The sequence below is a fragment of the Methylophaga sp. UBA3603 genome, assembly GCF_002375335.1.
GTDB lineage: Bacteria > Pseudomonadota > Gammaproteobacteria > Nitrosococcales > Methylophagaceae > Methylophaga.
Genome location: NZ_DFMC01000007.1, coordinates 137,769 through 162,474 on the forward strand (window position 1 = coordinate 137,769; position 24,706 = coordinate 162,474).

28 protein-coding genes are annotated in these 24,706 nt (G+C 44.7%); 13 read left to right on the top strand and 15 right to left on the bottom strand.

Annotated features, from left to right (window positions below; all coding sequences use genetic code 11):
* Window positions 1-515: 515 nt before the first annotated feature.
* From xerC to lptM, 5 genes are read right to left on the bottom strand one after another with little or no spacing between them, the layout of a single operon-like run.
* A complete protein-coding gene (xerC, locus tag B4F66_RS04360; protein ID WP_292356095.1) occupies window positions 516-1,424 on the bottom strand; it encodes a tyrosine recombinase XerC in 909 nt (302 codons plus the stop codon).
* Complete coding sequence (locus tag B4F66_RS04365; protein WP_292356094.1) at window positions 1,414-2,124, bottom strand: DUF484 family protein; 711 nt, start codon at window positions 2,122-2,124, stop codon at window positions 1,414-1,416. Before B4F66_RS04365 ends, xerC begins: the two co-directional genes overlap by 11 nt.
* Entirely contained in the window at window positions 2,100-2,948 is an 849-nt protein-coding gene (gene dapF / locus B4F66_RS04370) for a diaminopimelate epimerase (RefSeq protein ID WP_339640413.1), read from the bottom strand. The genes B4F66_RS04365 and dapF overlap by 25 nt, the downstream gene beginning before the upstream one ends.
* Before the next feature lie 4 nt (window positions 2,949-2,952).
* Window positions 2,953-4,206 (bottom strand): diaminopimelate decarboxylase, encoded by a 1,254-nt coding sequence (gene lysA / locus B4F66_RS04375; RefSeq protein ID WP_292356093.1) that lies wholly within the window; start codon window positions 4,204-4,206, stop codon window positions 2,953-2,955.
* 3 nt (window positions 4,207-4,209) lie between these two features.
* Window positions 4,210-4,338 carry an LPS translocon maturation chaperone LptM gene (lptM, locus tag B4F66_RS14365; protein ID WP_292356092.1) on the bottom strand — a complete coding sequence of 43 codons (129 nt, stop codon included), beginning with the start codon at window positions 4,336-4,338 and terminating at the stop codon, window positions 4,210-4,212.
* Window positions 4,339-4,483: 145 nt separating this feature from the next.
* Here lptM and pilB point away from each other — a divergent pair, with 145 nt between their 5' ends.
* The 6 genes from pilB to yacG are packed head-to-tail and all read left to right on the top strand — an operon-like array spanning window position 4,484 to window position 9,940.
* The gene (gene pilB, locus B4F66_RS04380) at window positions 4,484-6,202 is read left to right on the top strand and encodes a type IV-A pilus assembly ATPase PilB (RefSeq protein WP_292356090.1); all 1,719 of its coding nucleotides are present in this window, start codon (window positions 4,484-4,486) and stop codon (window positions 6,200-6,202) included.
* A gap of 3 nt (window positions 6,203-6,205) precedes the next feature.
* A complete protein-coding gene (locus tag B4F66_RS04385) occupies window positions 6,206-7,453 on the top strand; it encodes a type II secretion system F family protein (RefSeq protein ID WP_292356088.1) in 1,248 nt (415 codons plus the stop codon).
* Window positions 7,454-7,457: 4 nt separating this feature from the next.
* Window positions 7,458-8,327, top strand: a complete 870-nt coding sequence (locus B4F66_RS04390) for a prepilin peptidase (protein ID WP_292356086.1) — start codon at window positions 7,458-7,460, stop codon at window positions 8,325-8,327.
* Window position 8,328: 1 nt separating this feature from the next.
* Entirely contained in the window at window positions 8,329-8,937 is a 609-nt protein-coding gene (gene coaE / locus B4F66_RS04395; protein ID WP_292356084.1) for a dephospho-CoA kinase, read from the top strand.
* A gap of 44 nt (window positions 8,938-8,981) precedes the next feature.
* Window positions 8,982-9,752: a cell division protein ZapD gene (zapD, locus tag B4F66_RS04400; RefSeq protein WP_292356082.1), complete on the top strand. Its 771-nt coding sequence runs from the start codon at window positions 8,982-8,984 to the stop codon at window positions 9,750-9,752.
* A 2-nt stretch (window positions 9,753-9,754) separates the two neighbouring features.
* A complete protein-coding gene (yacG, locus tag B4F66_RS04405) occupies window positions 9,755-9,940 on the top strand; it encodes a DNA gyrase inhibitor YacG (RefSeq protein ID WP_292356324.1) in 186 nt (61 codons plus the stop codon).
* 55 nt (window positions 9,941-9,995) lie between these two features.
* Here the strand turns inward: yacG and mutT are convergent, their stop codons facing one another.
* From mutT to B4F66_RS04435, 6 genes are all read right to left on the bottom strand, one after another.
* Window positions 9,996-10,397 (bottom strand): 8-oxo-dGTP diphosphatase MutT, encoded by a 402-nt coding sequence (mutT, locus tag B4F66_RS04410; protein ID WP_292356080.1) that lies wholly within the window; start codon window positions 10,395-10,397, stop codon window positions 9,996-9,998.
* A 3-nt stretch (window positions 10,398-10,400) separates the two neighbouring features.
* Complete coding sequence (locus B4F66_RS04415; RefSeq protein WP_292356078.1) at window positions 10,401-10,586, bottom strand: zinc-finger domain-containing protein; 186 nt, start codon at window positions 10,584-10,586, stop codon at window positions 10,401-10,403.
* A gap of 17 nt (window positions 10,587-10,603) precedes the next feature.
* Window positions 10,604-11,716: a quinolinate synthase NadA gene (gene nadA / locus B4F66_RS04420; RefSeq protein WP_292356077.1), complete on the bottom strand. Its 1,113-nt coding sequence runs from the start codon at window positions 11,714-11,716 to the stop codon at window positions 10,604-10,606.
* A 36-nt stretch (window positions 11,717-11,752) separates the two neighbouring features.
* On the bottom strand, window positions 11,753-13,537 hold the full coding sequence (gene aspS / locus B4F66_RS04425) for an aspartate--tRNA ligase (protein WP_292356075.1): 1,785 nt from the start codon (window positions 13,535-13,537) through the stop codon (window positions 11,753-11,755).
* Window positions 13,538-13,608: 71 nt separating this feature from the next.
* Entirely contained in the window at window positions 13,609-14,241 is a 633-nt protein-coding gene (locus B4F66_RS04430) for a DUF502 domain-containing protein (protein ID WP_292356073.1), read from the bottom strand.
* An 8-nt stretch (window positions 14,242-14,249) separates the two neighbouring features.
* A complete protein-coding gene (locus tag B4F66_RS04435; RefSeq protein ID WP_292356071.1) occupies window positions 14,250-14,516 on the bottom strand; it encodes an FmdB family zinc ribbon protein in 267 nt (88 codons plus the stop codon).
* Window positions 14,517-15,247: 731 nt separating this feature from the next.
* Between B4F66_RS04435 and B4F66_RS04440 the strand changes: the two genes are divergently transcribed.
* The 6 genes from B4F66_RS04440 to B4F66_RS04465 all read left to right on the top strand — a co-directional run bounded on the left by B4F66_RS04440 (window position 15,248) and on the right by B4F66_RS04465 (window position 19,436).
* Entirely contained in the window at window positions 15,248-15,694 is a 447-nt protein-coding gene (locus B4F66_RS04440; RefSeq protein WP_292356069.1) for a plastocyanin/azurin family copper-binding protein, read from the top strand.
* 170 nt (window positions 15,695-15,864) lie between these two features.
* Window positions 15,865-16,458 (top strand): ubiquinol-cytochrome c reductase iron-sulfur subunit, encoded by a 594-nt coding sequence (gene petA / locus B4F66_RS04445; protein WP_292356067.1) that lies wholly within the window; start codon window positions 15,865-15,867, stop codon window positions 16,456-16,458.
* Entirely contained in the window at window positions 16,455-17,669 is a 1,215-nt protein-coding gene (locus B4F66_RS04450; protein WP_292356065.1) for a cytochrome b, read from the top strand. Before petA ends, B4F66_RS04450 begins: the two co-directional genes overlap by 4 nt.
* The gene (locus tag B4F66_RS04455) at window positions 17,666-18,376 is read left to right on the top strand and encodes a cytochrome c1 (RefSeq protein ID WP_292356063.1); all 711 of its coding nucleotides are present in this window, start codon (window positions 17,666-17,668) and stop codon (window positions 18,374-18,376) included. Before B4F66_RS04450 ends, B4F66_RS04455 begins: the two co-directional genes overlap by 4 nt.
* Window positions 18,377-18,408: 32 nt before the next feature.
* Window positions 18,409-19,029, top strand: a complete 621-nt coding sequence (locus tag B4F66_RS04460) for a glutathione S-transferase N-terminal domain-containing protein (RefSeq protein WP_292356061.1) — start codon at window positions 18,409-18,411, stop codon at window positions 19,027-19,029.
* A complete protein-coding gene (locus B4F66_RS04465; RefSeq protein WP_292356059.1) occupies window positions 19,029-19,436 on the top strand; it encodes a ClpXP protease specificity-enhancing factor in 408 nt (135 codons plus the stop codon). Before B4F66_RS04460 ends, B4F66_RS04465 begins: the two co-directional genes overlap by 1 nt.
* A gap of 1 nt (window position 19,437) precedes the next feature.
* On the opposite strand, the gene B4F66_RS04470 is transcribed toward B4F66_RS04465, so the two are convergent.
* The 3 genes from B4F66_RS04470 to B4F66_RS04480 all read right to left on the bottom strand — a co-directional run bounded on the left by B4F66_RS04470 (window position 19,438) and on the right by B4F66_RS04480 (window position 23,014).
* Window positions 19,438-20,814: a sigma-54-dependent transcriptional regulator gene (locus tag B4F66_RS04470; RefSeq protein WP_292356057.1), complete on the bottom strand. Its 1,377-nt coding sequence runs from the start codon at window positions 20,812-20,814 to the stop codon at window positions 19,438-19,440.
* An 8-nt stretch (window positions 20,815-20,822) separates the two neighbouring features.
* The gene (locus tag B4F66_RS04475; RefSeq protein WP_292740791.1) at window positions 20,823-22,202 is read right to left on the bottom strand and encodes a sensor histidine kinase; all 1,380 of its coding nucleotides are present in this window, start codon (window positions 22,200-22,202) and stop codon (window positions 20,823-20,825) included.
* Between the two features lie 128 nt (window positions 22,203-22,330).
* Window positions 22,331-23,014 (bottom strand): hypothetical protein, encoded by a 684-nt coding sequence (locus B4F66_RS04480; protein WP_292356053.1) that lies wholly within the window; start codon window positions 23,012-23,014, stop codon window positions 22,331-22,333.
* Between the two features lie 111 nt (window positions 23,015-23,125).
* Between B4F66_RS04480 and B4F66_RS04485 the strand changes: the two genes are divergently transcribed.
* Window positions 23,126-23,551 carry a DUF302 domain-containing protein gene (locus B4F66_RS04485; protein WP_292411520.1) on the top strand — a complete coding sequence of 142 codons (426 nt, stop codon included), beginning with the start codon at window positions 23,126-23,128 and terminating at the stop codon, window positions 23,549-23,551.
* A 38-nt stretch (window positions 23,552-23,589) separates the two neighbouring features.
* Here B4F66_RS04485 and B4F66_RS04490 read toward each other — a convergent pair whose 3' ends face one another.
* On the bottom strand, window positions 23,590-24,525 hold the full coding sequence (locus B4F66_RS04490) for a quinoprotein dehydrogenase-associated putative ABC transporter substrate-binding protein (RefSeq protein WP_292738231.1): 936 nt from the start codon (window positions 24,523-24,525) through the stop codon (window positions 23,590-23,592).
* Between the last annotated feature and the right edge of the window lie 181 nt (window positions 24,526-24,706).

Sequence of the window (24,706 nt, forward strand, 5' to 3'; positions counted from 1 at the left end):
ATTAGAAATCGGAATGTTTGAGCGAAGCGAGTTTTTTCGATTTCCCTGCGATGGCCATTTTTTTCGGGGAGCCGCAGGCCAACACAAGGGGTGCATTTTCTTTTGGTTCGTTTTCTTTGGGCAAGCAAAGAAAATGAACTCGCCCTCAGGCGAAATTATGCTTTAAGTTCATTTTGCCTATTTAAGCTGATCTTTCGCTCTCGCGAGTCAGGGGCTTGCGTGCCCAAGCCCCTAACAACCCAAGGGCACCCCTTGTGCTGGCCTGCGGCTCCACTGCGTTGCACGATTTATCTGGGGATTGGCCAAAACTCGCTGCGCTCAGACACTGACCAATCCTTATCCAGATAAACCTGCGCTACTCGTCAGCACAAAAGGGGATTTAGGGGCGGCCTCTGAGCTTTGTGTTCGCATATCTTTTCTTTTATATTTCTCTCTAAGAAATCTTCGTCCATCTGCGTAATCTGCGGATAAATCGCTTTTAACTCTCCGTGCCCTCTGTGCCTCTGTGGTTAATCTCAAGAACGCTTCTTAGCCCGAGGATGCGCGGCATCATAAACCTTCGCCAAGTGCTGAAAATCCAGATGGGTATAGACTTGCGTTGTGCTGATATCCGAGTGTCCCAACAACTCCTGCACGGCTCTCAAGTCACTGCTGGATTCAAGCATATGTGAGGCAAACGCATGCCGTAGCCGATGCGGATGAACGTGTTCGGAGATACCGTGTTTTTTACCCCAGAAAGCCAGGCGTTGCTGGATGGAACGTACACCAAGGCGCTTGCCTTGTTGCGTGGTAAACAATGCTGGTTGTTGATACAGACCGTTCTGATCCCGTTTATCGAGCCAGACTTTCAATGCATCAATCGCTGTACGACCAATTGGCAGAATCCTTCCTTTATTACCTTTACCGGCGATGACATGTACTAGTTGCTGGCCAAAATCGACATCACGTAAATCCAATGCTGCCAGCTCTGCCAGACGCAGGCCAGAGGAATAGAATAATTCCATAATTGCCCGATCCCGACAGGCGACAAAAGTGTCAGCCGGTGTACTATCAAGCAATGAATTCATTTGGTCTACATCGAGGGTTTTTGGTAAACGTTTTTCGGCTTTGGGTGCCTGCACCGATTGCGCCGGATTATGATCGACCAGGCCTTCTTTGAGCAGATAGCGATAAAAACTGCGAACGGCTGAAAGTAAACGGTGAATACTGCGGGCACCTAAACCTTTTCGATGCAGGCGGGCAATAAACAGACGAATATCTGCCGGTTTAAGAAGTTGCCAATCGGTAAAGGATTGTTGTTGGCAATATTCAATTAATTGCTGACAATCACGCTGATAATTGAGTACGGTATGCGGCGAAACCCGGCGCTGTTGCTCCAGATACTGCAGAAAATCCTGCAGCGGTGTTTGCAGCTCAGCTGTCATTCTGGCCGTGGCAGAAACGGCGCAGCAGACGCATAAACACTTCACCGAGAAAGCTCAGATATTCAGTGCCCATATCGGCATGAAAGCGGTTGGCATCACTGCTGGCAATCGCCAGTAAACCGGCACAGGGCTCGTGTCCTAAAGGTAAACAGGCCACCGAATGCACTTCATCGGCTTTGTCACCGAACAGTAATTGTTTCTGCGCTTTGGTCAGTCGGCCACAAACCGGTAGCTGCTTGCCCAGAATATGATCAAATGCTTTCAGTTGGCTGTCATCAGCATGCAGTTCGACGATGTTACCTTCGACTGGCGGTAATTTTGGTTTTTGATCGCCACTGTAAAACAGTCTTAACGACACTTCGTCAGCCGAGAATTCTTGCTGTAATTGTTGCATCAACGTTGCCAGCAGGCTGTGCATGTCCTGACAGTCCATCAGTCGCAGACAGAGTTGATGGACTCGCTGCTGTAATTCAGCATTGCTATGCGCATTATCGATTAATGCATGCAACTGTTCATGCAGATGCTGATTTTTCTGGCGTAATTGCTGACGTTGGCGCTGTGCCAGCGAAATAGTGCCTTCAGGTGTGTTTTCGAATTCCAGCTCGGACAATAAATCCGGCTGATCGATTAAAAAATCTGTGTGCTGACGTAAAAATTCACTGACCTGCTCAGCGCTTACAGATTGTTGAGTGTTGCCCACGCAATTTCTCCATCAAATACATGTTGTGCTGGTCCGGTCATCCATACGGAAGAATTTTCATCCGGCCAGCTGATTTCTAATGTGCCGCCCGGCAGTAAAACACTGACCTGACGTCCAAGTATTCCGCGACGAATCCCACTGACCACTGCCGCACAGGCTCCGGTACCACAAGCCGTTGTCTCAGCAGAGCCACGTTCATACACCCGCAATTTAATATGCTCGTGATCTATCAGCTGCATAAACCCGACATTGACCCGTTCCGGAAACTGCTGATGGTTTTCAATTTTAGGTCCCAACTCGCTGACAGGCGCGGTGGTCACATCATCAACCAATAAAACCGCATGGGGATTGCCCATTGATAATGCAGCAATTTCCACCTGATGTCCTGGTTCCACCGCCAGCATATAGGTATTACTCTGCTCAGCCACGTTAAATGGGACTTGTTCTGGCGAGAAGCGAGGTTTTCCCATATCAACACAGACCTGACCATCGGCCTGCAAGGTGGGATAAATCACGCCGGAAGCCGTTTCAACTGCAATTGAATCCTTGGTGGTAAGGCCATTGTCACGTACATATCTGGCAAAACAACGTGCGCCATTACCGCATTGAGATACTTCGCCGCCATCGGCGTTAAAAATCCGATAACGAAAATCGACATCGTTAAGGTCACTGTTTTCTACCAGCAATAACTGATCACAGCCGATACCGATATGTCGGTCCGCCATAAAACGAATTTGCTCAGTGGTCAGCTGCACAGACTGATTGATGGCATCAATCACCACAAAATCATTACCAAGGCCATGCATTTTGCTGAATTTCAACATAGGATTAATCCTGCAATACCTGCTCACCTGCATAAAGGCTTTCAACCGACTCGCGTTGACGCGCCACATGCATATTTGTTCCATCGACCATAATTTCAGCGGCCCGCGGACGCGAGTTATAATTGGAACTCATGGTAAAACCATACGCCCCAGCAGAGCGAATCGCCAGTAAATCTCCGCTTTGAATCGCCAGACTGCGATCCTTGCCTAAAAAGTCACCGGTTTCACAGACCGGACCGACAATATCAAATTCCTGTTCAGCTTCATCCTGACGGGGTTTGACGGCTTCAATCGCCATCCAGGATTGATACAATGCCGGGCGTAATAAATCATTCATTGCCGCATCGACAATAGCGAAGTTTTTGGCTTCTGTGGCTTTGATATATTCCACTTTCGTCAGCAACACACCGGCATTACCTGCAATTGCCCGACCGGGTTCCAGCATGATTTCCAGATCACGATCTTTTAATAAAGCCTGCATTGCTTTGGCATATTCAGCTGGAGTTGGCGGTTTTTCATCACGATAACAAATCCCCAGTCCGCCGCCGATATCGAGATGTTTTATATGAATACCCTGCTCTGCCAACGCATCAATCAACGCTAACACTCGTTCCAGAGCATCAACGAAGGGTGAAACAGAGGTCAGTTGGGAGCCAATATGGCAATCCACACCAATCACTTGCAGATTTGGCAAAGAAGCTGCCTGCTTATACACCGCCAGCGCATCATCAATGGCAATGCCAAATTTGTTTTCTTTCAGGCCAGTGGAAATATATGGATGGGTTTGCGCATCGACATCCGGATTGACACGAATGGAAATCGGAGCCGTTTTTTTAAGACTGACGGCCACATCACTGATACGTTGCAACTCAGGGATCGATTCCACATTAAAACAGCGAATACCGGTTTTCAAAGCATAACCAATTTCTTCAGCGGTTTTACCAACACCGGAAAACACTGTTTTCTCCGCTTGACCACCTGCGGCGATGACGCGAGCCAATTCACCGGCAGACACAATATCAAAACCTGATCCCAGTCTGGCCAACACATTCAGCACCGCCAGATTAGAGTTAGCTTTGACCGCATAACAGACCAAATGCGGATAAGCACTGAATGCATCATCAAAGGCTTTCCAATGCTGTTCGAGTGCAGCTCTGGAATACACATAAGTAGGAGTGCCAAATTGCGCCGCCAAATCAATTAAAGATTGCTGCTCGGCATGCAACTCTCCATGTTTTTGAGTGAAATAATCCTGCATTTTTTAGGCAACCTTCACAGTATTAGCGTTTCCTTCAGGCAGATATAAATCACCCTTTAGGCCGCATGAGGTCAGTATTCCTATGGTACACAGGATGATCGCCAGAGTTTTCCAGCCAGAAATTTTTCGCATGATGTCTTCCCCGATGCTGTAAAGGCAGGCAGTATACACAGGAATACTGGCAACTGACCCACATTGGAAACTAGAATTTATTATTTAACTTACATATTATAAGTGCATTTAAAATTAGCTTTATATTAAGGAATAGCGTCCTGTAATGGCAAATATGACAGCACCAATCAGACTAAGCGGTCTTGCAAGACGACTTGTAAGTGAAGGGTTGCTGAGTGAGGAGCAGGCACAGACTGCTCAGGTTACGGCTAAACAGGCTTCACAATCTTTTGTGACCTATCTGGTCAATAACAAACTGCTTGATAGTGATGTTATCGGTGCCATTGCCTCTCAGGAATTTGGCGTTCCTTTATTTGACCTGGACAGTATGAATATGGAACTTGCGCCTACCAGCCTGTTCCAGGAAAAACTCATCCGTCAGCATAATGCCCTACCGTTGTTTCAACGTGGTAAACGTCTTTATGTGGCCGTGTCCGATCCTACCAATCTTCAGGCCCTGGATGAATTCCAGTTCAACACTGCTCTGAATACTTACCCTGTTCTGGTCGATGAACAGAAATTATCCGTCACCATCGAAAAAGCACTGGATAACAAAAACCAGGTTCTGGATGATTTTGATGATGCTGAGCTAGATGATATTGATCTGGGGCCGGATGATGATGCTGATCGTGGAGCTGAACTCACTGAAAAAAATATTGATGACACTCCGGTCGTCAGATTTATCAACGGTATTCTGACTCAGGCGATCAAAGCCGGTGCCTCGGATATTCACTTTGAACCCTACGAGAAAAAATATCGTGTTCGGGTGCGTATTGATGGCATCCTCCATGAAACCAAAACGGCACCCGTAGTGCTTGGCGGACGTATTGCTGCGCGGCTGAAAGTCCTGTCTAGAATGAATATTGCTGAACGTCGGGTCCCCCAGGATGGCCGGATGCGATTGAAAATTTCCAAATCCAAAGCCATCGATTTTCGTGTCAGCACCTGCCCGACCCTGTTCGGCGAAAAAATCGTACTGCGTATTCTGGACCCTACTAGCGCCCAATTAGGTATTGATGCATTGGGTTATGAGGAAGATCAGAAAAAAATCTTTCTTGAGACCATGCATAAACCCTATGGCATGGTGCTAGTCACCGGTCCAACAGGTAGTGGTAAAACCGTTTCCTTGTATACCGCTTTAAATATTCTCAACACTGACGATCGAAATATCTCTACAGCAGAAGACCCTGCAGAGATAAATCTGCCGGGTATCAATCAGGTCAATGTACATCCGCAGATCGGGCTGGGGTTTACTGAATGTTTAAGAGCCTTCTTACGTCAGGATCCTGACGTAATCATGGTGGGTGAGATCCGCGATCTGGAAACCGCTGAAATTGCCATTAAAGCTGCGCAGACTGGTCATATGGTGTTTTCAACGCTACATACCAATGACGCTCCACAAACATTGACCCGCCTCGCCAATATGGGTGTGCCGGCGTTTAATATCGCTTCCGCTGTAACCTTGATTATTGCCCAGCGTCTGGCGCGTCGCCTGTGTCAGCATTGTAAAACCGTGGAACCGTTACCAAAAGAAACGCTGATCGAAGAAGGTTACACACCGGAGCAAATTGCGACAGATTTCAAAGTTTACCGTGCTGTAGGTTGCGATCAATGCACCGAGGGGTATAAAGGTCGTGTTGGTATCTATCAGGTAATGCCAGTCTCGGATGCAATGGGAAGAATGATTATGGAAGGCGGTAACTCCATGCAACTGGCGGATCAGGCAAAAGCTGAGGGTATTGCAGATTTACGAGCTTCCGGTTTGAAAAAAGTCATGGCCGGATTAACCAGCTTGGAAGAGATTAACCGCGTCATTAAGGAATAAACCGTGGCCACAGCAGCTAAAGCTAAACTTAAACCTAAAAAAGCCGAATTACCGACCCTGTTTATCTGGCAAGGAACAAATAAAGCCGGCCGCAAGGTTAAAGGTGAACAGGCCGGTGAAAGTATTCAGGCCGTTCGGGCAGATTTACGCCGTCAAGGTATTATGCCGGACAAAGTACGTCGTAAACCCAAGGATTTATTTGCTCCACGCAAACCCAAAATCAAACCGGCTCACATAGCCATCTTCAGCAGAATGCTGGCCACCATGATGTCTTCGGGTGTGCCGATGATGCAATCACTGCAAATTATTGGCGAAGGCCATGAAAATGCCAGTATGCAGGAAATGATTCTGGCAATTAAAGCCGATGTTGAATCAGGCACTAGTCTGGCGGAGTCATTAGCGAAATTCCCATTATATTTTGATGATCTGTATATCAGTCTTATCAACGCCGGTGAACAGTCCGGTACGCTGGAAGCCTTATTGCACGAGATCGCGACATATCAGGAAAAGACTGAAGCACTGAAATCGAAGATTAAAAAAGCGCTGGTTTATCCAACTGCCATCATGGTAGTAGCGTTTATTGTGACGGCGATTTTGATGATCTTTGTTATCCCACAGTTCCAGGCTTTATTTACCGGGTTTGGTGCGGACCTGCCTGGCCTTACTAAAATGGTCATCAGCATTTCCCAGGTATTTCAGGATTACTGGTGGTTAATTTTCGGCAGCATTATTGGCTCGGTGATGGGCTTTATGGCAGCACAACGCCGCTCTCGCAAGGTTCAGCATTTTATGGATCGTATGTTATTAAAACTGCCGGTTATTGGTGATGTATTAACAAAAGGTGCAATTGCACGTTTTGCTCGCACATTTTCAGTTATGTTCAAAGCCGGTGTGCCAATGGTGGAAGCGATGACCTCGGTAGCAGGTGCCACGGGTAATATCGTCTATAACGAAGCCACTTTGGAAATGCGTGATGATGTCTCAACCGGTACCCAATTAAATAAAGCCATGACCGATACCGAGCTGTTTCCTAATATGGTGATTCAGATGGTTTCCATCGGTGAAGAATCGGGTTCTTTGGATGCGATGCTGGCGAAAGTCGCAGATTTTTTCGAACGTGAAGTCGATGATGCTGTTGATAATATGACCGCGTTGATGGAGCCGTTTATCATGGCCTTCCTGGGTGTATTGATCGGTACACTGGTTATTGCCATGTACTTGCCGATTTTCAAACTCGGCGCTGTCGTTTAATCCTATGTCGCTAATTTATCTGCTGGAAACCTCCAGCATTTTTTTTATTGCCAGTATTTTCATTCTGGGATTACTGGTCGGTAGCTTTCTCAATGTAGTCATTCACCGACTGCCGCTGATGATGCAGCGTGAGTGGGCCCAACAGTGCCATGAATTGATTGGAACATCTGAACCTGAGACAGATGAACTTACGTTAAGCAAACCGCGTTCTCGCTGTCCGCATTGCGGTCATGCGATTACTGCATTGGAAAATATTCCGGTAATCAGTTATCTCGCTCTGAAAGGTCGTTGCAAGGAATGCAAAGCGCCAATATCCAAACGCTATCCGCTGATCGAATTATTCACTGCAGTGATCTCGGCGGTGGTGGCATGGCACTTTGGTTTCAGCATTGCCGTAGTAGGTGGATTACTGTTGAGTTGGGCTCTGCTCGCTTTGACCTTTATCGATGTTGATCATCAACTGTTGCCAGACAGCATTACTTTACCCTTATTGTGGTTAGGCCTCAGCTTTAACCTGTTTGCTACCTATACCGATATTAGCTCTGCCGTTATTGGTGCTATTGCCGGTTATCTGGCGCTCTGGCTGGTGTATCACGCCTTTCGTTTGGTCACAGGTAAGGAAGGCATGGGCTATGGTGATTTTAAGCTGCTGGCAGCCTTGGGAGCCTGGATGGGTTGGCAGGCATTGCCAATGATTATTTTATTATCCTCTTTAGTCGGTGCAGTGGTTGGTATCAGCCTGATTTTGTTAAAACAACAGCATCGGGATATTCCCATTCCATTTGGTCCTTATCTGGCAGCAGCCGGCTGGCTGGCGCTGATATGGGGCGACACTCTGAGTACCGCATATCTGAATTGGAGCGGATTAAGCTGAGATGGTGTTTCGGGTTGGCCTAACCGGCGGCATTGCATCAGGCAAATCAACTGTCTCAACATTATTTGCAGATCTGGGCGTTACCGTTATTGATGCCGATATTATTGCCCGCGAACTGAGCCAGCCTGGTACAACCCAATACCAGGAAATTGTTGAGCAGTTTGGCAATCATTACGTACTTGCAGATGGTCAGTTAAACCGACCAGCATTACGTAAGATGCTGTTCTCGGATGCTGCAGCCAAAAAAACGCTTGAACGGATCCTGCATCCAGCAATTCGCCAACAACTGTTACATCAGGCAGAAAATGCCAAAGGCCGTTACTGTATTCTGAGTGTACCGTTATTAGTTGAAGCCAGGATGCAGTCGTGCGTGGATCGTATTTTGGTCGTTGATGTGGATTACCAAACTCAACTCACCCGTCTGCAAATCCGAGACAATCTAACCATTGAAGAAGCTGCTCAACATCTTGCGGCTCAATCAAACCGCGAACAGCGATTGCAATGTGCTCACGATATCATCGACAATAGTGATGGAATTGAAAAATTGAAATTTCAGGTTACTCAACTGCATGCGTTATATTGTCAGCTGGCAGAGACGACGCAAAATTAATCCTGGTCATCAAGCTGACCTTATGTAAATGATAAAAACACACTATGTCCGACGTTATCACATACGAACAACCACTGAATGAACGCATAAGAACATTCCTGAGATTGGAATTTCTGTTGGCGCGCGTGGATTATGCCATTCAGCATGATGATGAAATGAGTCATCGTGAAGCCATTGATGCCATGTTGAGTATGTTGCAGGTATTTGAGCGTGGCGATATGAAGTCCGAAGTGACCAAGGAAGTTGAACGGCTGATTACCAATTTGTCAGCGTTGGAAAACTCGCCCGGTGTTGATAAAGACACATTGGATGCATTACTTGCAGAGTTGGATCAGACACTCGATGCCTTGCAGATTCGTAAAACGTCAATTGGTCAGGTTTTAAAAGAAAATGAATTTCTTTACAGCATCCGTCAGCGATCCAGCATTGCCGGCGGCACCTGTGATTTTGATTTACCTGCCTACCATTACTGGTTACAACATTCCTCTGTTGAGCAACGCCAGCAACAATTAAATTACTGGCTGGAACAGTTTGTAGCAGTACGCGGAGCGATTAATATTTCGCTGCAACTGATTCGTGGCAGTGCCGGTTTCAGTGGTGCTCAAGCAGAGAAGGGATTTTATCAACGCAGCCTGGACAGTAATCTGCCAACCCAATTAATTCGGGTTCGTATTCCGTCAAGCACGCCTTATTACCCAGAAATAAGTGGTGGCAAACACCGTTTCACGGTGCGGTTTATGACGTTTGATATTAATCAACGTCCCCAACAAATTAATGATGATGCGGATTTTCAGCTTAGCTGTTGCACGATGTAATTATGGTATTGAAAGTAAATTGTCCCCAATGTGGACGTAAAGTTGAATGGATTGATGACAACAAATGGAAGCCGTTCTGCTGTGAGCGCTGTAAATTAATTGACTTGGGTGAATGGGCAGCGGGAAATCACCGCATACCTGGAGAGCCGGTTATTGATCCTGAAGACGATCCCAACTCATTTCATTAACGATTGCTGTTGCTCAGTATTTACTACCTGCCAGCCTGTAAACGAGCACTAGCTGCTAAACAAGGTAGAAATTAGTTAACCGCTCAATAATCTGCATATTTGCAGCGGGAAATTCCCTGCCCGATAATTCAGCTAAGGGACACCACACTAATGGCTGTCCTTCCTTGCCCGTTGCATCACCGGAAAACTCGGTCACTAACCAGACATCAAGCTCAACCTGCAACTCTGGATAGTCATGAACTATCTGCATTAAGGGTTCAGCCTGCTCAACCTGTAAACCGACCTCTTCGTAAATCTCCCGTTGCACAGCCTCTAACCGGGTTTCATTGGCTTCACGCTTACCGCCAGGAAATTCCCACAGATCACCTTGATGCTGATGCGCATGACGGCGTGCAATTAAAACCTGTTCATCATTATTAAGAATAATCGCAACAGCGACTTGTAGACGTTTTTTCATCAATCAATTTTTCAATACGAATAGCGTGCCGCAGTATGGACATAGCACTTCACCATGACTTTTGATTTCAAGATATACCCGTGGATGGGCATTCCATGCCGGCATATCCGGCATGGGACAGCTGATGGGTAAATCTTTTTTGCTCACTTCATAGCGTCGCTGTGTACAGGCTTGTTTGCTCTCTGACATAACGCGCTACTCCTGAATTAAATTGGTAAAGCGAGCATCCGGTCCAGCGCCAGTTTGGCTTCTTTGGCAGTCACCGGATCCACTGACACCTGATTCACCACATGACCTTCCACCAAGTTTTCCAATACCCATAACAAATGCTGCGGATCAACACGGAACATGGTTGAACACATACAGACAGTGGGCGACATAAAATGCACCGATTTACCCTGGTCCTGGAAACGTTCATGTAAACGGTTCACCAGATTCAATTCGGTACCCACCAACCAGCGCGTGTTAGGTTCACTGTTGGCGATCGTGTTCACTATATATTCAGTGGAACCGACATAATCTGACTTCTGACAGACTTCAAAACTGCACTCCGGATGAGAGATGACTTTGGTTTCCGGATATTTTTCCAGAAAGTTATCAATTTGTTGTGGTTGAAACATCTGGTGAACTGAACAGAAACCTTTCCATAAAATGATTTTAGCTTTTTTCAATGCTTCCGGGGTCAAACCACCAAGAGGCTTATCAAAATCCCAAACGACCATTTCTTCGAGTGGAATACCCATTTTATAACCGGTATTACGACCAAGGTGTTGATCGGGGAAAAACAGGACTTTTTCGCGCTGAGCAAATGCCCAATCCAAAACATGGGGGGCATTGGTTGACGTACAGACAATGCCACCATGTTTGCCACAGAAGGATTTCAGATCTGCAGCAGAATTGATGTAAGTGATCGGTGTGATCATTTCATCTGGATCAAGTACTTCACTCATTTCCTGCCAAGCGCGATCAACATTTACTCGATTCGCCATATCTGCCATAGAACAACCAGCTGCCAGATCGGGCAAAATCGCGATTTGATCAGGACGGGAAAGAATGTCCGCTACTTCCGCCATAAAATGCACGCCGCAAAACACGATGTACTGAGCGTCTGATTCGGCAGCATTGCGTGACAGTTTTAGCGAATCACCTGAAAAATCCGCATGTTTGAAAACTTCATTACGCTGGTAGTGATGCCCCAGAATAACCAAATCATCGCCCAATTTCTGTTTAGCGGCAGCTATACGTTGATCGCATGCCTCATCATCAATTGAGAAGTATTGTTCAAACGGGATTGCCGTTGTTGCTAGTTTTGTAGCCACTTCGCTTTCCTCTTAAATCCGCTATTGCTTTTTTGCTCAGACTTCTGCTGTTGGCACTTTACGCAGACGAATATTCAATTCTTTAAGCTGTTCATCACTGACCGGGCTTGGTGCATTGGTTAACAGGCAAGCCGCTGACTGTGTTTTCGGGAATGCCATTACATCACGGATCGATGCTGAGCCCGTCATTAACATCGCCAGGCGGTCCAAACCAAATGCCAAACCACCATGTGGTGGACAGCCATATTTCAATGCCTGTAACAGGAAGCCAAATTTCTCTTCCGCTTCTTCAGCAGGAATACCCAGCATTTCAAATACTTTCTGCTGCACATCTGTTTTATGAATACGAATCGAACCGCCGCCCAATTCAGTACCGTTTAATACCATGTCATACGCACGGGACAAGCACTTGCCCGGATCGTTGCTTAATAAATCAATATCTGACTCACGTGGCGCAGTGAAGGGATGATGTAAGGCATACCAACGTTGCGTTTTGTCATCCCATTCAAACATCGGGAATTCAACCACCCATAACGGGCGCCAACCATGTTCAACCATATCTAAATCATGGCCAATTTTGACACGTAAAGCACCCAAAGATTCATTCACAACAGAAGCTTTATCGGCACCAAAGAAAACAAGGTCACCGGTTTCAGCTGCCGTTCTTTGCAAAATCGCATCAACCACATCATCGGGTAGGAATTTCAGAATAGGTGATTGCAAACCTTCCCGGCCAGCAGCAAGATCATTCACTTTAATGTAAGCCAGACCTTTTGCACCGTAAATGCTGACAAATTTGGTGTAATCATCAATTTCTTTACGGCTTAATGAGTTACCACCCGGAACGCGTAAAGCAGCCACACGTCCATTTTCATCATTGGCTGGTGCAGAGAAGACTTTAAAATCAACTCCCTGCATCAAATCACTTACATCAACGAGTTCCAATGGAATTCGCAGATCCGGTTTATCACTGCCATAACGGTCCATAGCATCCGCATAGGTCATTCTTGGGAAAGGATTCGGTAACGGTTGCTCTAATACATTGGCAAACAGGTCGCGGATCATTTCTTCCATCAATTGCATTAAATCCTCTTCTTCAACAAAAGAGGTTTCAATATCCAATTGCGTGAATTCCGGCTGACGATCAGCACGCAAATCTTCATCGCGGAAGCAACGAACAACCTGGTAATAGCGATCCATACCAGCCACCATCAGCAGTTGTTTAAATAACTGTGGCGACTGTGGCAATGCAAAGAAATCTCCTGGATGAGTACGACTTGGGACCAGATAGTCGCGCGCGCCTTCCGGGGTAGCTTTGGTCAGGATAGGTGTTTCAATATCCATAAAGCCGTGATTATCGAGATACTGGCGTAATTGGCGGATAATCTGTGAACGAAAGCGCAGCTTTTGCAGCATTTCCGGGCGACGTAAATCGATATAACGATGACGCAGCCGGATATCTTCATTAACTTCAGCCTGTTCCGTCAATGGGAATGGCGGAGTTTCAGAACTGTTCAAAATAGTCACGCGCTTGGCGATAATTTCGATTTTGCCGCTTTTTAAATCGGTATTTTCGCTGCCCGCAGGACGGGGGTTAACCACACCTTCAATTTGTAACACATATTCACTGCGTACTTTTTCAGCCACGGCAAAACTTTCGGCATCTTCCGGATTACAAACGATTTGCACCAGACCTTCACGATCACGCAAATCAATAAAGATAACCCCACCATGATCCCGGCGACGATGCATCCAGCCTGCAACTTTTACCGTTTGTTCAATCAAAGATTCGTTTACATCGCCGCAGTAATGGCTACGCATAATTATTCCAACATCCAAAAATACTGTTTAACACTACACCATTTATATAGATAAAAAGTGTCCGAAATTTTCTATTCAGTGAGCTGCTGATCCTGACGTTTCTTTTGATAGGCTAGTGAGTTTGGCACCACCACGCCCATCGAAATAATCATTTTCAACCCCTCTTCTACCGCCATATCCAATTCAATAACATCAGACTCCGGCACCATCAACACAAACCCCGAGGTAGGATTTGGTGTGGTCGGAATAAACACGCTGATGACATTGGCAATGGTTTTATCCTGCACCTCACCCAGATCATCCGATGTCATAAACGCTAAGCTCCAGACACCTTTGCGTGGATATTCCACCAATAATACTTTTCGAAACGATTTGGCATCTGTTGCCAGCACCGCTTCCATGATTTGCTTAACCGCTGAATAAAGCGTTCTGACCAGCGGGATTCTTGCCAGTAATGATTCCCAGAACGCCACTAATCGACGCCCCAATAAGTTGGCCATTATCATGCCGGTGATTAAAACCAGCGCCACTGCCAGTAATACTCCCAAACCGGGAATATGAAAGCCGAGCAGCCTATCGGGCTGAAATGCGTCCGGCAACAGCAACAGACTTTTATCTAAAAAACCAACTATCGCCCGGACCACTAAAAAAGTGACCCCAAGCGGCATCCAGACCAGCAGGCCTGCTATTAAATATTTACGCATTTAAATTTTTAATGACTGCATCCTGTTCCACAGGTATGAGCTGCGGCAGATGAACTGTCTGAGGTTCCGCTGTCGGCAAGATTCCGTTTTGAACCCGATTTAAAATCTGTTTCATACCAGCCCTGGCCTTTAAGACGAAAACCCGCCGCTGAAATCAGCTTTTTCAAGTTGGGTTGATGACATGCTGGACACTCCACCAACGCATCATCACTGATCTTTTGCAACGCTTCAAAGTTATGATTACAGGCATCACAGCGATATTCATAAAACGGCATGAGGTTACTCCCTAAAAATGAATCAACAAACAACGCTGCTTATAAATGCGGCAAGAAATATTTGTTTCAAGCTTAAAAGGGGTTGATTATACCGAAAATTTGCGAATTCAGTCTTTGGCATTTTAACGTAACTAAATATGGCAACCTACTAAACGGACATTCCTGGATTTTCATATGCCCGGCAGTGCTTTGCTATCCATAATCTTTTGTTGGAAAGTAGGGATCACACGTAATCTTTGCCTAAAAAGTCAGATACCTGCATCAGCTACCGAAAACTCTTTGAATCCAAAAGCGCTGGCTACTATCAATTAAACAGCGAAGCTATCCCTTGCAAATAACTGACTGCGATAATTCACAACCAACCTTAGTAATTGGGTGTAACCAGCAAAAACTGACCGTTCCCCACTCCACAAGATAATTAGGTAGTAATTTAAAATCATCACCCACCAAGTTTCCATCCTGAATTTTATTAAATCATCATCTCTATTGATTTCAGGCAGTTGGATGCGTTCAAATCAGGGAGAGAACATTGTGTTAAATGACACAAATTTTCATTTTTCCATGGACATATCCCACAAACAGTCAGTATAGTCTGGCGTTTTTGTGCTTGTCCTGCCAAGAAAATAGCGTGCTAAAACACGTAACTAAATGTGTTCAGTGTGTGTTCAGCTTCATTATGGGAGACTGGCTCCGCACTGAGGCAAATAACTCAATAAAGAGAGGAAATATTCATGAAATATAGTAAATCACTGATCGCGGCTGCATTAGGTGCTGCATCTTTGTTTTCTGCGGCTGCAATGGCTGAAAATCATGTTGTATCAGCATCACTAACTTCATTTGACCCAATGGTTATCAAAGTTCAACCGGGTGATACTGTATCTTGGGACAAAATGAATGGTCATCTGGTCAATACTACATTCACCGATTCAGACGGCGAACACCAATATATCCCTGAAGGTGCTGAAGGTTTTATGTCCCAAATGGGCGAAAATTTTCAAACCCAGCCATTAACAGTTGAAGGTGTTTACATGTACAAATGTGATCCTCACTGGGGTGCTGGCATGGGTGGCTCTATTATTGTTGGTGAGCCAACCAACTTACAAGCTATCGTTGATTCAAAACCAAAAGGTGCACTGAAACGGCTTGTGAAAAAAACACAAAAAGCTGCTGGAGAGTAACACTTACTCTGCCTTTTCCGGCTTTTCTAAAGCCCGCATGAAAATGCGGGCTTTTTTGATCCAAAAAATTCCTTGCTATGCTAAAATTTAATGGTTTTATCTCAGCAATCCCAAGGCATTGATGCTCTGCTGGATTCACATTAAATAACATATCAGGGGATATTCATCTGATGAGTGACACTATAGATACTGGCAAAAGACGGTTTTTAACAGCCGCAGCTAGTGTAGTAGGCGGTGCTGGCGCAGTGGCTGTAGCCATTCCTTTTGTATCATCCATTGCACCAAGTGCCAAAGCTGAAGCGGCTGGTGCTCCAGTACAAATTGATATCAGCCAGCTGGAACCCGGCCAATTACTAACGGTTGAGTGGCGTGGAAAACCGGTATGGATTTTCCGCCGTTCAGAAGAAATTTTGAATGCGCTTACAACCTTAAATGATGATCTGCGTGATCCACAAAGCGAACAGACCCAACAACCTGAATATGCGCAGAACGAAACACGTTCTATTCGTAAAGAAGTCATGGTAATGGTCGGCATCTGTACTCACTTAGGCTGTTCCCCAACCTACCGACCTGAAATAGCTCCTGAAGATCTTGGCGCAAATTGGAAAGGTGGATTCTTTTGCCCCTGCCATGGTTCACGATTTGACTTAGCCGGACGGGTTTTCCAAGGTGTTCCTGCACCAAGCAACCTTGTCGTCCCCCCTTACCATTTCCAAGGTGACAATGTTGTTATTGTTGGTGAAGATGCCCAAGGAGCTGCATGATGTCTATGATGGATTGGATTGACGCCCGCTTCCCGGCAACAAAAATGTGGAAGGAACATCTTTCGGAGTATTACGCACCGAAAAACTTTAACTTTTGGTATTACTTTGGCTCACTCGCCTTATTGATTCTGGTTCTGCAGATTGTTACCGGTATCTTTTTAACCATGAATTACAAACCGGATGCGGAACTGGCTTTTGCCTCGGTTGAATACATTATGCGTGACGTTGAATGGGGCTGGTTGATTCGTTACCTGCATTCTACTGGGGCTTCCGCCTTTTTTGTTGTTATCTATTTGCATATGTTCCGTGGCCTGATGTACGGATCCTATAAACAACCGCGAGAGTTGATTTGGATTTTCGGCATGCTGTTATATGTTGTGCTGATGGCTGAAGCCTTTATGGGTTATTTGTTGCCCTGGGGTCAAATGTCTTACTGGGGCGCTCAGGTAATTATCTCCTTATTTGGCGCATTACCGGTTATTGGTGAAGATCTGGCTCTGTGGATTCGTGGCGATTATGTGGTCGCTGATGCCACCTTAAACCGGTTTTTTGCGATGCATGTTATTGCCTTGCCAATCGTATTGCTTGGCTTGGTAGCAGCGCATATTCTGGCTCTTCATGAAGTTGGTTCCAACAACCCGGATGGCGTGGAAATCAAGAAAAACAAAGATGCAAACGGTAAGCCAGTTGATGGCATCCCATTCCACCCTTATTACACTGTGAAGGATTTGGTCGGTGTTGTTGTCTTCCTGTTTATCTTTTCATTGGTGTTGTTTTATATGCCGGAATTTGGCGGCTGGTTCCTGGAAAAAGATAACTTTATTCCTGCCGATCCATTAAAAACACCGGAACATATTGTCCCGCTTTGGTACTTTACGCCGTTCTATGCCATTTTACGTGCGGTGCCAGATAAGTTGTTCGGTGTTATTGCCATGGGTCTGGCGATTGTTGTGTTGTTCCTGCTGCCCTGGCTGGACCGCAGCAGAACCCGCTCTATTCGCTATAGAGGGCCTTATTTCCGTATCGCTCTGGTAGTGTTTGTTATTAGCTTTTTAGCATTAGGTTACTTAGGTACTCAGCCTGCAACGTTTCTTTATACTTTGATGGCTCAGATCTTTACCGTTCTGTATTTTGCTTTCTTTCTCCTGATGCCGATTTACACGAAATTTGATAAAGATAAACCTGTGCCAGAAAGGGTGACGACCAAATGAGAAATCTGATTTTTGCTGCTCTTGTTTCGATATTCAGTGTGTTCTCGACGCTCTCCATTGCAGCGGGGCCGTCATCAAAACTGGATACTGTCGATATTGATTTGACCGATAAAGCCTCTTTGCAACGTGGCGCTCACACGTTCGTTAATTACTGCCTGAGCTGTCATGGTGCATCGTTGATGCGATATAACCGTATGGCAAAAGATCTGGGGCTTACCGATGATCAAGTCACTGAAAACTTGATGTTTGCCACCGATAAAATTGGTGACACCATGCAAATAGCAATGCGAGCTGAGGATGCCAAACGCTGGTTTGGTGTTGTGCCGCCGGATTTATCGGTTATTGCTCGAGCAAGAGGTACGGACTGGTTATATACCTACCTGCGTACATTCTATCTGGATGAGAGTCGGCCAATGGGCACTAATAACCTGGCTTTCAAAGATGTTGGTATGCCACATGTCCTTTGGGAACAACAGGGATATCAGGCTATAGACGAGGATGGTCATTTAAGTGTTGAACAAGAAGGTGCGCTGACTCCTCGTCAATACGATATGATGAGCCGAGATCTAGTCAACTTTCTTGCTTATATCAGTGAACCATCTAAATTACAGCGTTTAGCGCTGGGTAAGTGGGTCTTGCTCTATCTTGCGATATTCTTTGTGATCGCACTGGCACTGAAAAAAGCTTACTGGAAAGACGTTCACTAACGCTACATTCCAAAATATAAGCAGTACAGCTAATGACAACACGTAATCGTAAACCACTGATGACATTGTACTCAGATGTACAATGTCCCTTCAGTCACCAAACCCGTATCGTTGTTCAAGAAAAGCAAATTGATTGTCAGATTGTAGATCTTGTTGATGGCCACTGGCCAGAAGAGGTGGCCTCAGCAAATCCATACGCTCAGGGCCCGACATTGTTTGATCGGGATATCGTGATATTTCATTCACGAATCATTATGGAATATCTTGATGAGCGTTTCCCTCATCCTTCCCTGATGCCTAACGATCCAGGTGCAAGAGCTCAGATGCGACTGATGTTGCATCGTCTGGAAACGGACTGGTTTTCCATGTGGCCTCAATTATCCGGGCGTGATAAATCACCAGCAACCAAGGCCAAAAAAACGCTACGTGAGGATTTGACCGTTCTGGCACCATTGTTCGAACAATACGACTTTCTCATGAGCGACGAATTTTCATTAATTGATTGTTACGTTGCTCCGTTATTGTGGCGATTACCGCATTTGGGGATAAAATTACCTGACTCCGCCAAAGCGGTTGAACGTTATGCAGAAAAAATATTTAATAGAGATACCTTCCAGGCTAGTCTGAGCACAGCGGAGAGAGGAATGCGCTAATGAGCATGTCTTCACAAAAGCCTTATCTAATCAGAGCCATTTATCAATGGTTGCTCGATAACGATTGCACACCCTATTTGCTGGTGAATACGGATTATGAAGGGGTTGTGGTTCCAGAACAGTATATTCGCGATTCGCGCATCGTTCTTAATCTGGCGCCCGATGCTATCGACGGCCTGAATATGGACAATGACTGGGTAAGTTTTTCAGCAAGATTTTCTGGCAAGGCGATGAATTTATTTATTCCGGTTATTGCCATTCAGGCGATTTATGGAAAAGAAAATAACGAAGGTATGTTCTTTCCAGAAGAAGAGCATCCCACGCCTCCACCGCCAACAGCTAAAGAACCAGGTAAACCAACCAATAAAACGACTAATGGCAAGCCAAGCTTAAAACTGGTCAAATAGTTTAAAGCTTGTATTTCTCCATACGATAACGCATTGCCATACGGGTTAATCCAAGCTGTCTCGCCGCTCTGGAAACATTACCTGAACTTCGTTTCAAAGCCGTTTCCAGTAAATATTTTTCCACCTGATCAAGTGTCATTTTTTCGAACTTGGAGCCCCCTTGTTCGTCTTGGTTGTCACGGCCAAATGCTTTCAATGACAAATCATCAGATTCGATGACACTCTGTTTACAGAGCATTACGGCTCGCTCCAAAACATTCTCCAGTTCACGGATATTACCAGGCCAATCATATTGTTGCATTTCACGCATTGCATCATATGCGAGTCTTGGTTGTTCGACACCATAACGTTTGGCAAATTGCTCGATAAAAAACTGTGCAAGTTCCGCTATATCCTGTTGGCGTAACCGTAGCGGTGGCAGCTTAATCTCTACAACATTTAACCGAAAATACAAATCAGCTCGAAACTCGCCCGAAATCACTAATTGATGAAGGTCGCGATTGGTCGTAGCAATAATATGGGAATTCACCGAAATTTCTTTGCTGGATCCCAGTCTGCGAAGCTGTCTACGCTCTATGACATTCAGCAGTTTGGTTTGAGTTGATAACGATAATTCTGCAATTTCATCCAGTAATAACGCTCCATCCTCAGCGACTTCAATCAAACCGGGACGAGCAGGAGAGTTGGTTTCAAGGGTGCTGGGTGACTGACCGAATAACTCAGCTTCGATTGAAGCTTCCGGTAATGCAGCACAATCGACATGGACAAAAGGCCGATTATGCCGCTGACTTATTTGATGAAAATACCTGGCTAGAACGCCTTTGCCACTGCCTGTTTCTCCGGTAATTAATACGACAGGGGTAGTATCCTTATTTTTATCCATGAGCTCAGAGAGCTGTTTTGCCTGCTGCCGAATAGCCAGGATTTCCTGACTAGTACCAATCAAATTAATTGGTTTGTGAGTCTTTTGTTCACGCTGTTCAGAATAATGTAACTGAAGACTGATAGCGTGATTGTGCACCACCTTCTCAATCGTCATCATCAGTTCATCCAAATCCACAGGCTTTTTGAGATAATCTGAGGCGCCGAATTTCATTGCATTAACCGCGTCTTCCAGCTCGCCATAAGCTGTCATCATGACCACAGGCAAGTTCTGCAGTGGATGTCCTGACACACGAATTTCAGCCAGTAAATCCAGGCCATTGCCATCAGGTAACCTGACATCCAATAGCAATACATCGATTGATTCCTGACGTAACAGTTTTTTTCCATCACTGATGTTATCGGCAATTTTGGCTTGATGACCTTCCCGTTCCAGCCGTCGTTTAACCGATTTGGCAAACAGGCTTTCGTCCTCAATTAATACAAAATTAAGCATGTAACATCCTATTGACGAGTCAGCGTTTTATCCAGGTGCAAGGTCAGTGAAACTCGCGCTCCACCCTCCGGAATATTTTCAAAAATCAAATCGCCCTGATGCTGTTTAACCACTTTCTGAGCAAAAGGAATACCCAGTCCGCAATTCAGCTTTTTATGCATTTGGCTGGTCTCTGCCTGAGGCGTTTCGCTAAAACCCGGTCCTTGATCTTCAATCTGCAATCCAATTAGCTGAGGTTTTTCCCAATAATGAATATGAATGGTTGAATTAATGGGTGACACTTCAATTGCATTTTGAATCAAATTGAAAATAGCCTGCTCCATCAGATTATTATCTATATTAATCAGTCTGGCCTCTTGCTGCCAGCCATGACGATTTACATGGATGTCTTTATCATTGAGTTGCAGGGCTGTCAGGGATAAAGCATTATCGGTGAGTTCGGTGAGTGTCGCCTCAACAAGATTGGGTTTTAACGGGTGCAGGTACATCAGTAGCGAGGTGACCCAGTTTTCCAGTCGATCTACCGCAATGATAATGTCTTTCAGCACGACTCGACCTTCTTCATTCGCTTCTTCGATAGAGACTTGTGCGGCCGCACGGATCCCTGCAAGAGGATTGCGTATATTATGAGCGACCAAAGGCACTAGTTCGCCTAATGCGGCTTGTTTTTTGGTTTCTATCAATTTGTCACGATTACTGGCCAATTCGTCAGCCATGCTGTTAATAGCCTGCGAAAGTCTTTGCAGTTCGTCGACACCTGTTAACGGAATATGATGATGAAAATCGCCGGTACTGATTATTTTGGCACCTTGGGTAACATTACGTAGTGGCGCCAGCATATTTCGACGGACAAACCATTTGGAGATAATGAGTAGAACTAATGCCAACATAATTGGCAAGGCTTCGCTGAGCAGCATTTTGCCAAACATCCGTTCATCAGAGTCAGTTAACTGCTGCTGTTGCTGTTGAAGATAGTGCTCGATATCGCTGAAAACCATTTCAAGTTGCTGAAAGGTTTGCTGTTCAAGCTGTTCATCTAACCAGAGTTTGTCATCATTGCTCAGTTTATCGTTATTCAGGAAACGTCGGGTTTCCTGATAAAACTTGTTATAGGCATATTCAATTCTGACGATCAAAAGCGCTTCGTCTGGCGAGCTTGAAAGCGCTTTTAACCGAGTTAGATAAGAATTAATCTGATCAACAAATTGGTAATATTGTTCTACTGCAAGCTCATCATTTAGAAAAACAACATCAAAGACTTCTTTTAGCTGACGATAAAGATCGCCACGTAAATGTTGTACATGAGTATTGATTGAACTTAAACGCAGCGACTCTTCTGAACTTTTCTGCCAGACAAGTGCCCAGTTAAAGCTCATTAAGGCTGTCATGATAATTAACACCACAAAGCTGAGCTCATGGAACCTTAAGGCACCTTGAATGGATTGGAGTTTTTTTAAAAGTCTTTTCATTAAAAAAACGGGCACGAAGGCCCGTTTCATAAATTGTTACCTATCCTTTACTGGGGTTCAAAACCGGTAAATGTGACTTTTTCCTCAACCAGGACTGGGTCACCTTCTTTCCAGTTTTTACCGTCTGGCACAACAGTTTTTAATTGATAAATCTCACCAGGAATTTCTTCCGACATAGTAAAAATATAATATTTGGAAGAATACAATTTATAACGATCATTCTTGGGATCTTTGATATACGGCTGCACGATGTATTGCCATGCTTTTACTTTCTTGCCTTTGTAGTCCACTTCAATTTGCTTCTTGTCAGCCCCTTCAGCAAAAGACCAACGAAGCAGCCGTTGAAAATAACGCCACTCCCCCCCTGTCAACCGATTCATTTCATGAATGTCATATTCCAGAAACAAAACAAAGACACTATTACCCCGTTGGTCCAGGCGTGGTTCGTAGGGGCGTTTATTCTCGCCGGTAAAAAACTCAAAATAGGTATCTGCACGACCAGTATTACGAATATTATTGACCATCATTTCAATCGTGTCAGTGCGGTCCCCATCAACAAAACTGTTTTTAGAAAATTTATATTTCAGCACCCCTGGCTGATCAATATTTTTTAAATGCGCTTTATCAAATAACTCATTATTGATTTCTGACATGCCTGGCGCTGCAAACGCTTTGCCACTTATCAGCAATATTAATCCGAACAAAAAAACGATGTATTGGTTTGTCTTCACTGTTTGTTACCTCATGAATTTTTATAGGTGTTATGCTTAAATTCTTATATTTCAATTTATTATTTTTATTTGCTTATGACTCTACTTGAACGCCTAAAGATTCCCGCAATTGTGATTTCATGCGTATTACTTATTATCGCATGCCAATCGGCAAACACTAATCGAATACTTGAAAAAAACAGTCCATATAATTATCAAGACACACTGGTAAATCTGGACATAGCCATCTCCGAGTATAACTACAGGATAATTCATAAAAGCGAAATTGGTTCTGCGATCCGTGAACGTGGCGATAAAAACTTCCCGTTATCTACTGTCATTAGCTTTTGTAATATTACCCACGCAAAAGAAATGATGTTGATTAATGAACAACTTATCAATGATATGCCCTGCATCATTACTGTTAGGGAAAGCAACAGTGGGGTGATTATTGGCACCAGATTAATGGATGAAAACGTGTCGGATAGAGATCAGGCAAGTTTTGCCGCCCGGATTAATGATGATCTGAAAAAAATAATAGAGGCTACTGTTTTGTAGCCTCTATTTTTCAGCTAATGATTTATTCAAACAGTGTATTAATCGTCATCATCCTTACGCGGTCTTTTCGCGGGGGTCGGACTAACGTTTTCCAAAGATGGTAAATTGTATTCAGCAATAATGGCATCAATCTCATCTTTATTCTGATCGATAAATTTATTCAGCAATTTATTCCAATCTCTATTCGAATAACGAGTTGCCATACTGAAGCTGAATACATGCAACTGACCCAGTTCATTTAATGGATTTACCGTAATAGGCACATCCGATACCTTGGCATAGTAACCGGCTATTGGTCCCCACATCGGGATAACATCAATTTTACCAGCCGCTAAATCCTCTATCGCTCTACCTGGGCTTTCATTTACATCACCGCTCATCAATTGGTAATAAACAATATTCTCCCCCAAGCCCATATCAATTAAAGCTTTGGTAGAAATGGCGCGATCAAACAAACCAATTTTTAAGGGGCCATGTTTTTCATTTACAGCTTTTAAATCTGACAGCTTAGTAATTTCATAACCTTCGCCACTCCGATAAGCAATCGCTTCAATAGAGCTGAAATACGGTTTGGTAGGTAATAGGAAATCAGTGTGTTCGGGAACGCTCATGGCGAGGTCACACATATAGCCACCACGTTCGGGATGTTCTTTTTTAATCGTGTTACGTGAAAAACCAATGCGTTGTGGGAACCAGTAATATTCAACCGGAATACCTAATTTTTCACCTAATAGTGCAGCAATTTTATTATCGAAACCTTCCTTGTTTTTATTGGAATAGGGCATATTGTTAGGATCCGCGCAGACCCTTAATACTTCTTGTCCCTGAATTGGCTTTAAATCTTCAGCATTAACTGCAAACGAGGCACCCATTAGAGCTGACGCCAGGATTGCCCATTTTTGTAGTTTTATCATTCTCTCTTCCTTATTACTTATGGGAATTTGTAAGACATTTCCTATGCCGTTTTTGTTCAAAAAAAAACCCGGCATCTTTAAAAGATACCGGGTTTTAAGGTTTAACTTAAGTATATTTTTTAATACTTAATTGGTCTTACAAGCTAAACACGCTCAGAACACCACCCAGGTTAGTCCAGCTAGACAGTGCACGATATGCACCAACTGCGCCCAGACCATCTGAATCATTTTCCAAACTTGG

Excerpts from the sequence above, each read along its gene's own strand:
- xerC (WP_292356095.1), bottom strand. The coding sequence starts at position 1,424 with ATGACAGCTGAGCTGCAAACACCGCTGCAGGATTTTCTGCAGTATCTG.
- dapF (WP_339640413.1), bottom strand. The coding sequence starts at position 2,948 with ATGTTGAAATTCAGCAAAATGCATGGCCTTGGTAATGATTTTGTGGTG.
- lysA (WP_292356093.1), bottom strand. The coding sequence starts at position 4,206 with ATGCAGGATTATTTCACTCAAAAACATGGAGAGTTGCATGCCGAGCAG.
- lptM (WP_292356092.1), bottom strand. The coding sequence starts at position 4,338 with ATGCGAAAAATTTCTGGCTGGAAAACTCTGGCGATCATCCTGTGTACC.
- pilB (WP_292356090.1), top strand. The coding sequence starts at position 4,484 with ATGGCAAATATGACAGCACCAATCAGACTAAGCGGTCTTGCAAGACGA.
- B4F66_RS04390 (WP_292356086.1), top strand. The coding sequence starts at position 7,458 with ATGTCGCTAATTTATCTGCTGGAAACCTCCAGCATTTTTTTTATTGCC.
- coaE (WP_292356084.1), top strand. The coding sequence starts at position 8,329 with ATGGTGTTTCGGGTTGGCCTAACCGGCGGCATTGCATCAGGCAAATCA.
- zapD (WP_292356082.1), top strand. The coding sequence starts at position 8,982 with ATGTCCGACGTTATCACATACGAACAACCACTGAATGAACGCATAAGA.
- yacG (WP_292356324.1), top strand. The coding sequence starts at position 9,755 with ATGGTATTGAAAGTAAATTGTCCCCAATGTGGACGTAAAGTTGAATGG.
- mutT (WP_292356080.1), bottom strand. The coding sequence starts at position 10,397 with ATGAAAAAACGTCTACAAGTCGCTGTTGCGATTATTCTTAATAATGAT.
- B4F66_RS04415 (WP_292356078.1), bottom strand. The coding sequence starts at position 10,586 with ATGTCAGAGAGCAAACAAGCCTGTACACAGCGACGCTATGAAGTGAGC.
- aspS (WP_292356075.1), bottom strand. The coding sequence starts at position 13,537 with ATGCGTAGCCATTACTGCGGCGATGTAAACGAATCTTTGATTGAACAA.
- B4F66_RS04430 (WP_292356073.1), bottom strand. The coding sequence starts at position 14,241 with ATGCGTAAATATTTAATAGCAGGCCTGCTGGTCTGGATGCCGCTTGGG.
- B4F66_RS04435 (WP_292356071.1), bottom strand. The coding sequence starts at position 14,516 with ATGCCGTTTTATGAATATCGCTGTGATGCCTGTAATCATAACTTTGAA.
- B4F66_RS04440 (WP_292356069.1), top strand. The coding sequence starts at position 15,248 with ATGAAATATAGTAAATCACTGATCGCGGCTGCATTAGGTGCTGCATCT.
- petA (WP_292356067.1), top strand. The coding sequence starts at position 15,865 with ATGAGTGACACTATAGATACTGGCAAAAGACGGTTTTTAACAGCCGCA.
- B4F66_RS04450 (WP_292356065.1), top strand. The coding sequence starts at position 16,455 with ATGATGTCTATGATGGATTGGATTGACGCCCGCTTCCCGGCAACAAAA.
- B4F66_RS04455 (WP_292356063.1), top strand. The coding sequence starts at position 17,666 with ATGAGAAATCTGATTTTTGCTGCTCTTGTTTCGATATTCAGTGTGTTC.
- B4F66_RS04460 (WP_292356061.1), top strand. The coding sequence starts at position 18,409 with ATGACAACACGTAATCGTAAACCACTGATGACATTGTACTCAGATGTA.
- B4F66_RS04465 (WP_292356059.1), top strand. The coding sequence starts at position 19,029 with ATGAGCATGTCTTCACAAAAGCCTTATCTAATCAGAGCCATTTATCAA.
- B4F66_RS04470 (WP_292356057.1), bottom strand. The coding sequence starts at position 20,814 with ATGCTTAATTTTGTATTAATTGAGGACGAAAGCCTGTTTGCCAAATCG.
- B4F66_RS04475 (WP_292740791.1), bottom strand. The coding sequence starts at position 22,202 with ATGACAGCCTTAATGAGCTTTAACTGGGCACTTGTCTGGCAGAAAAGT.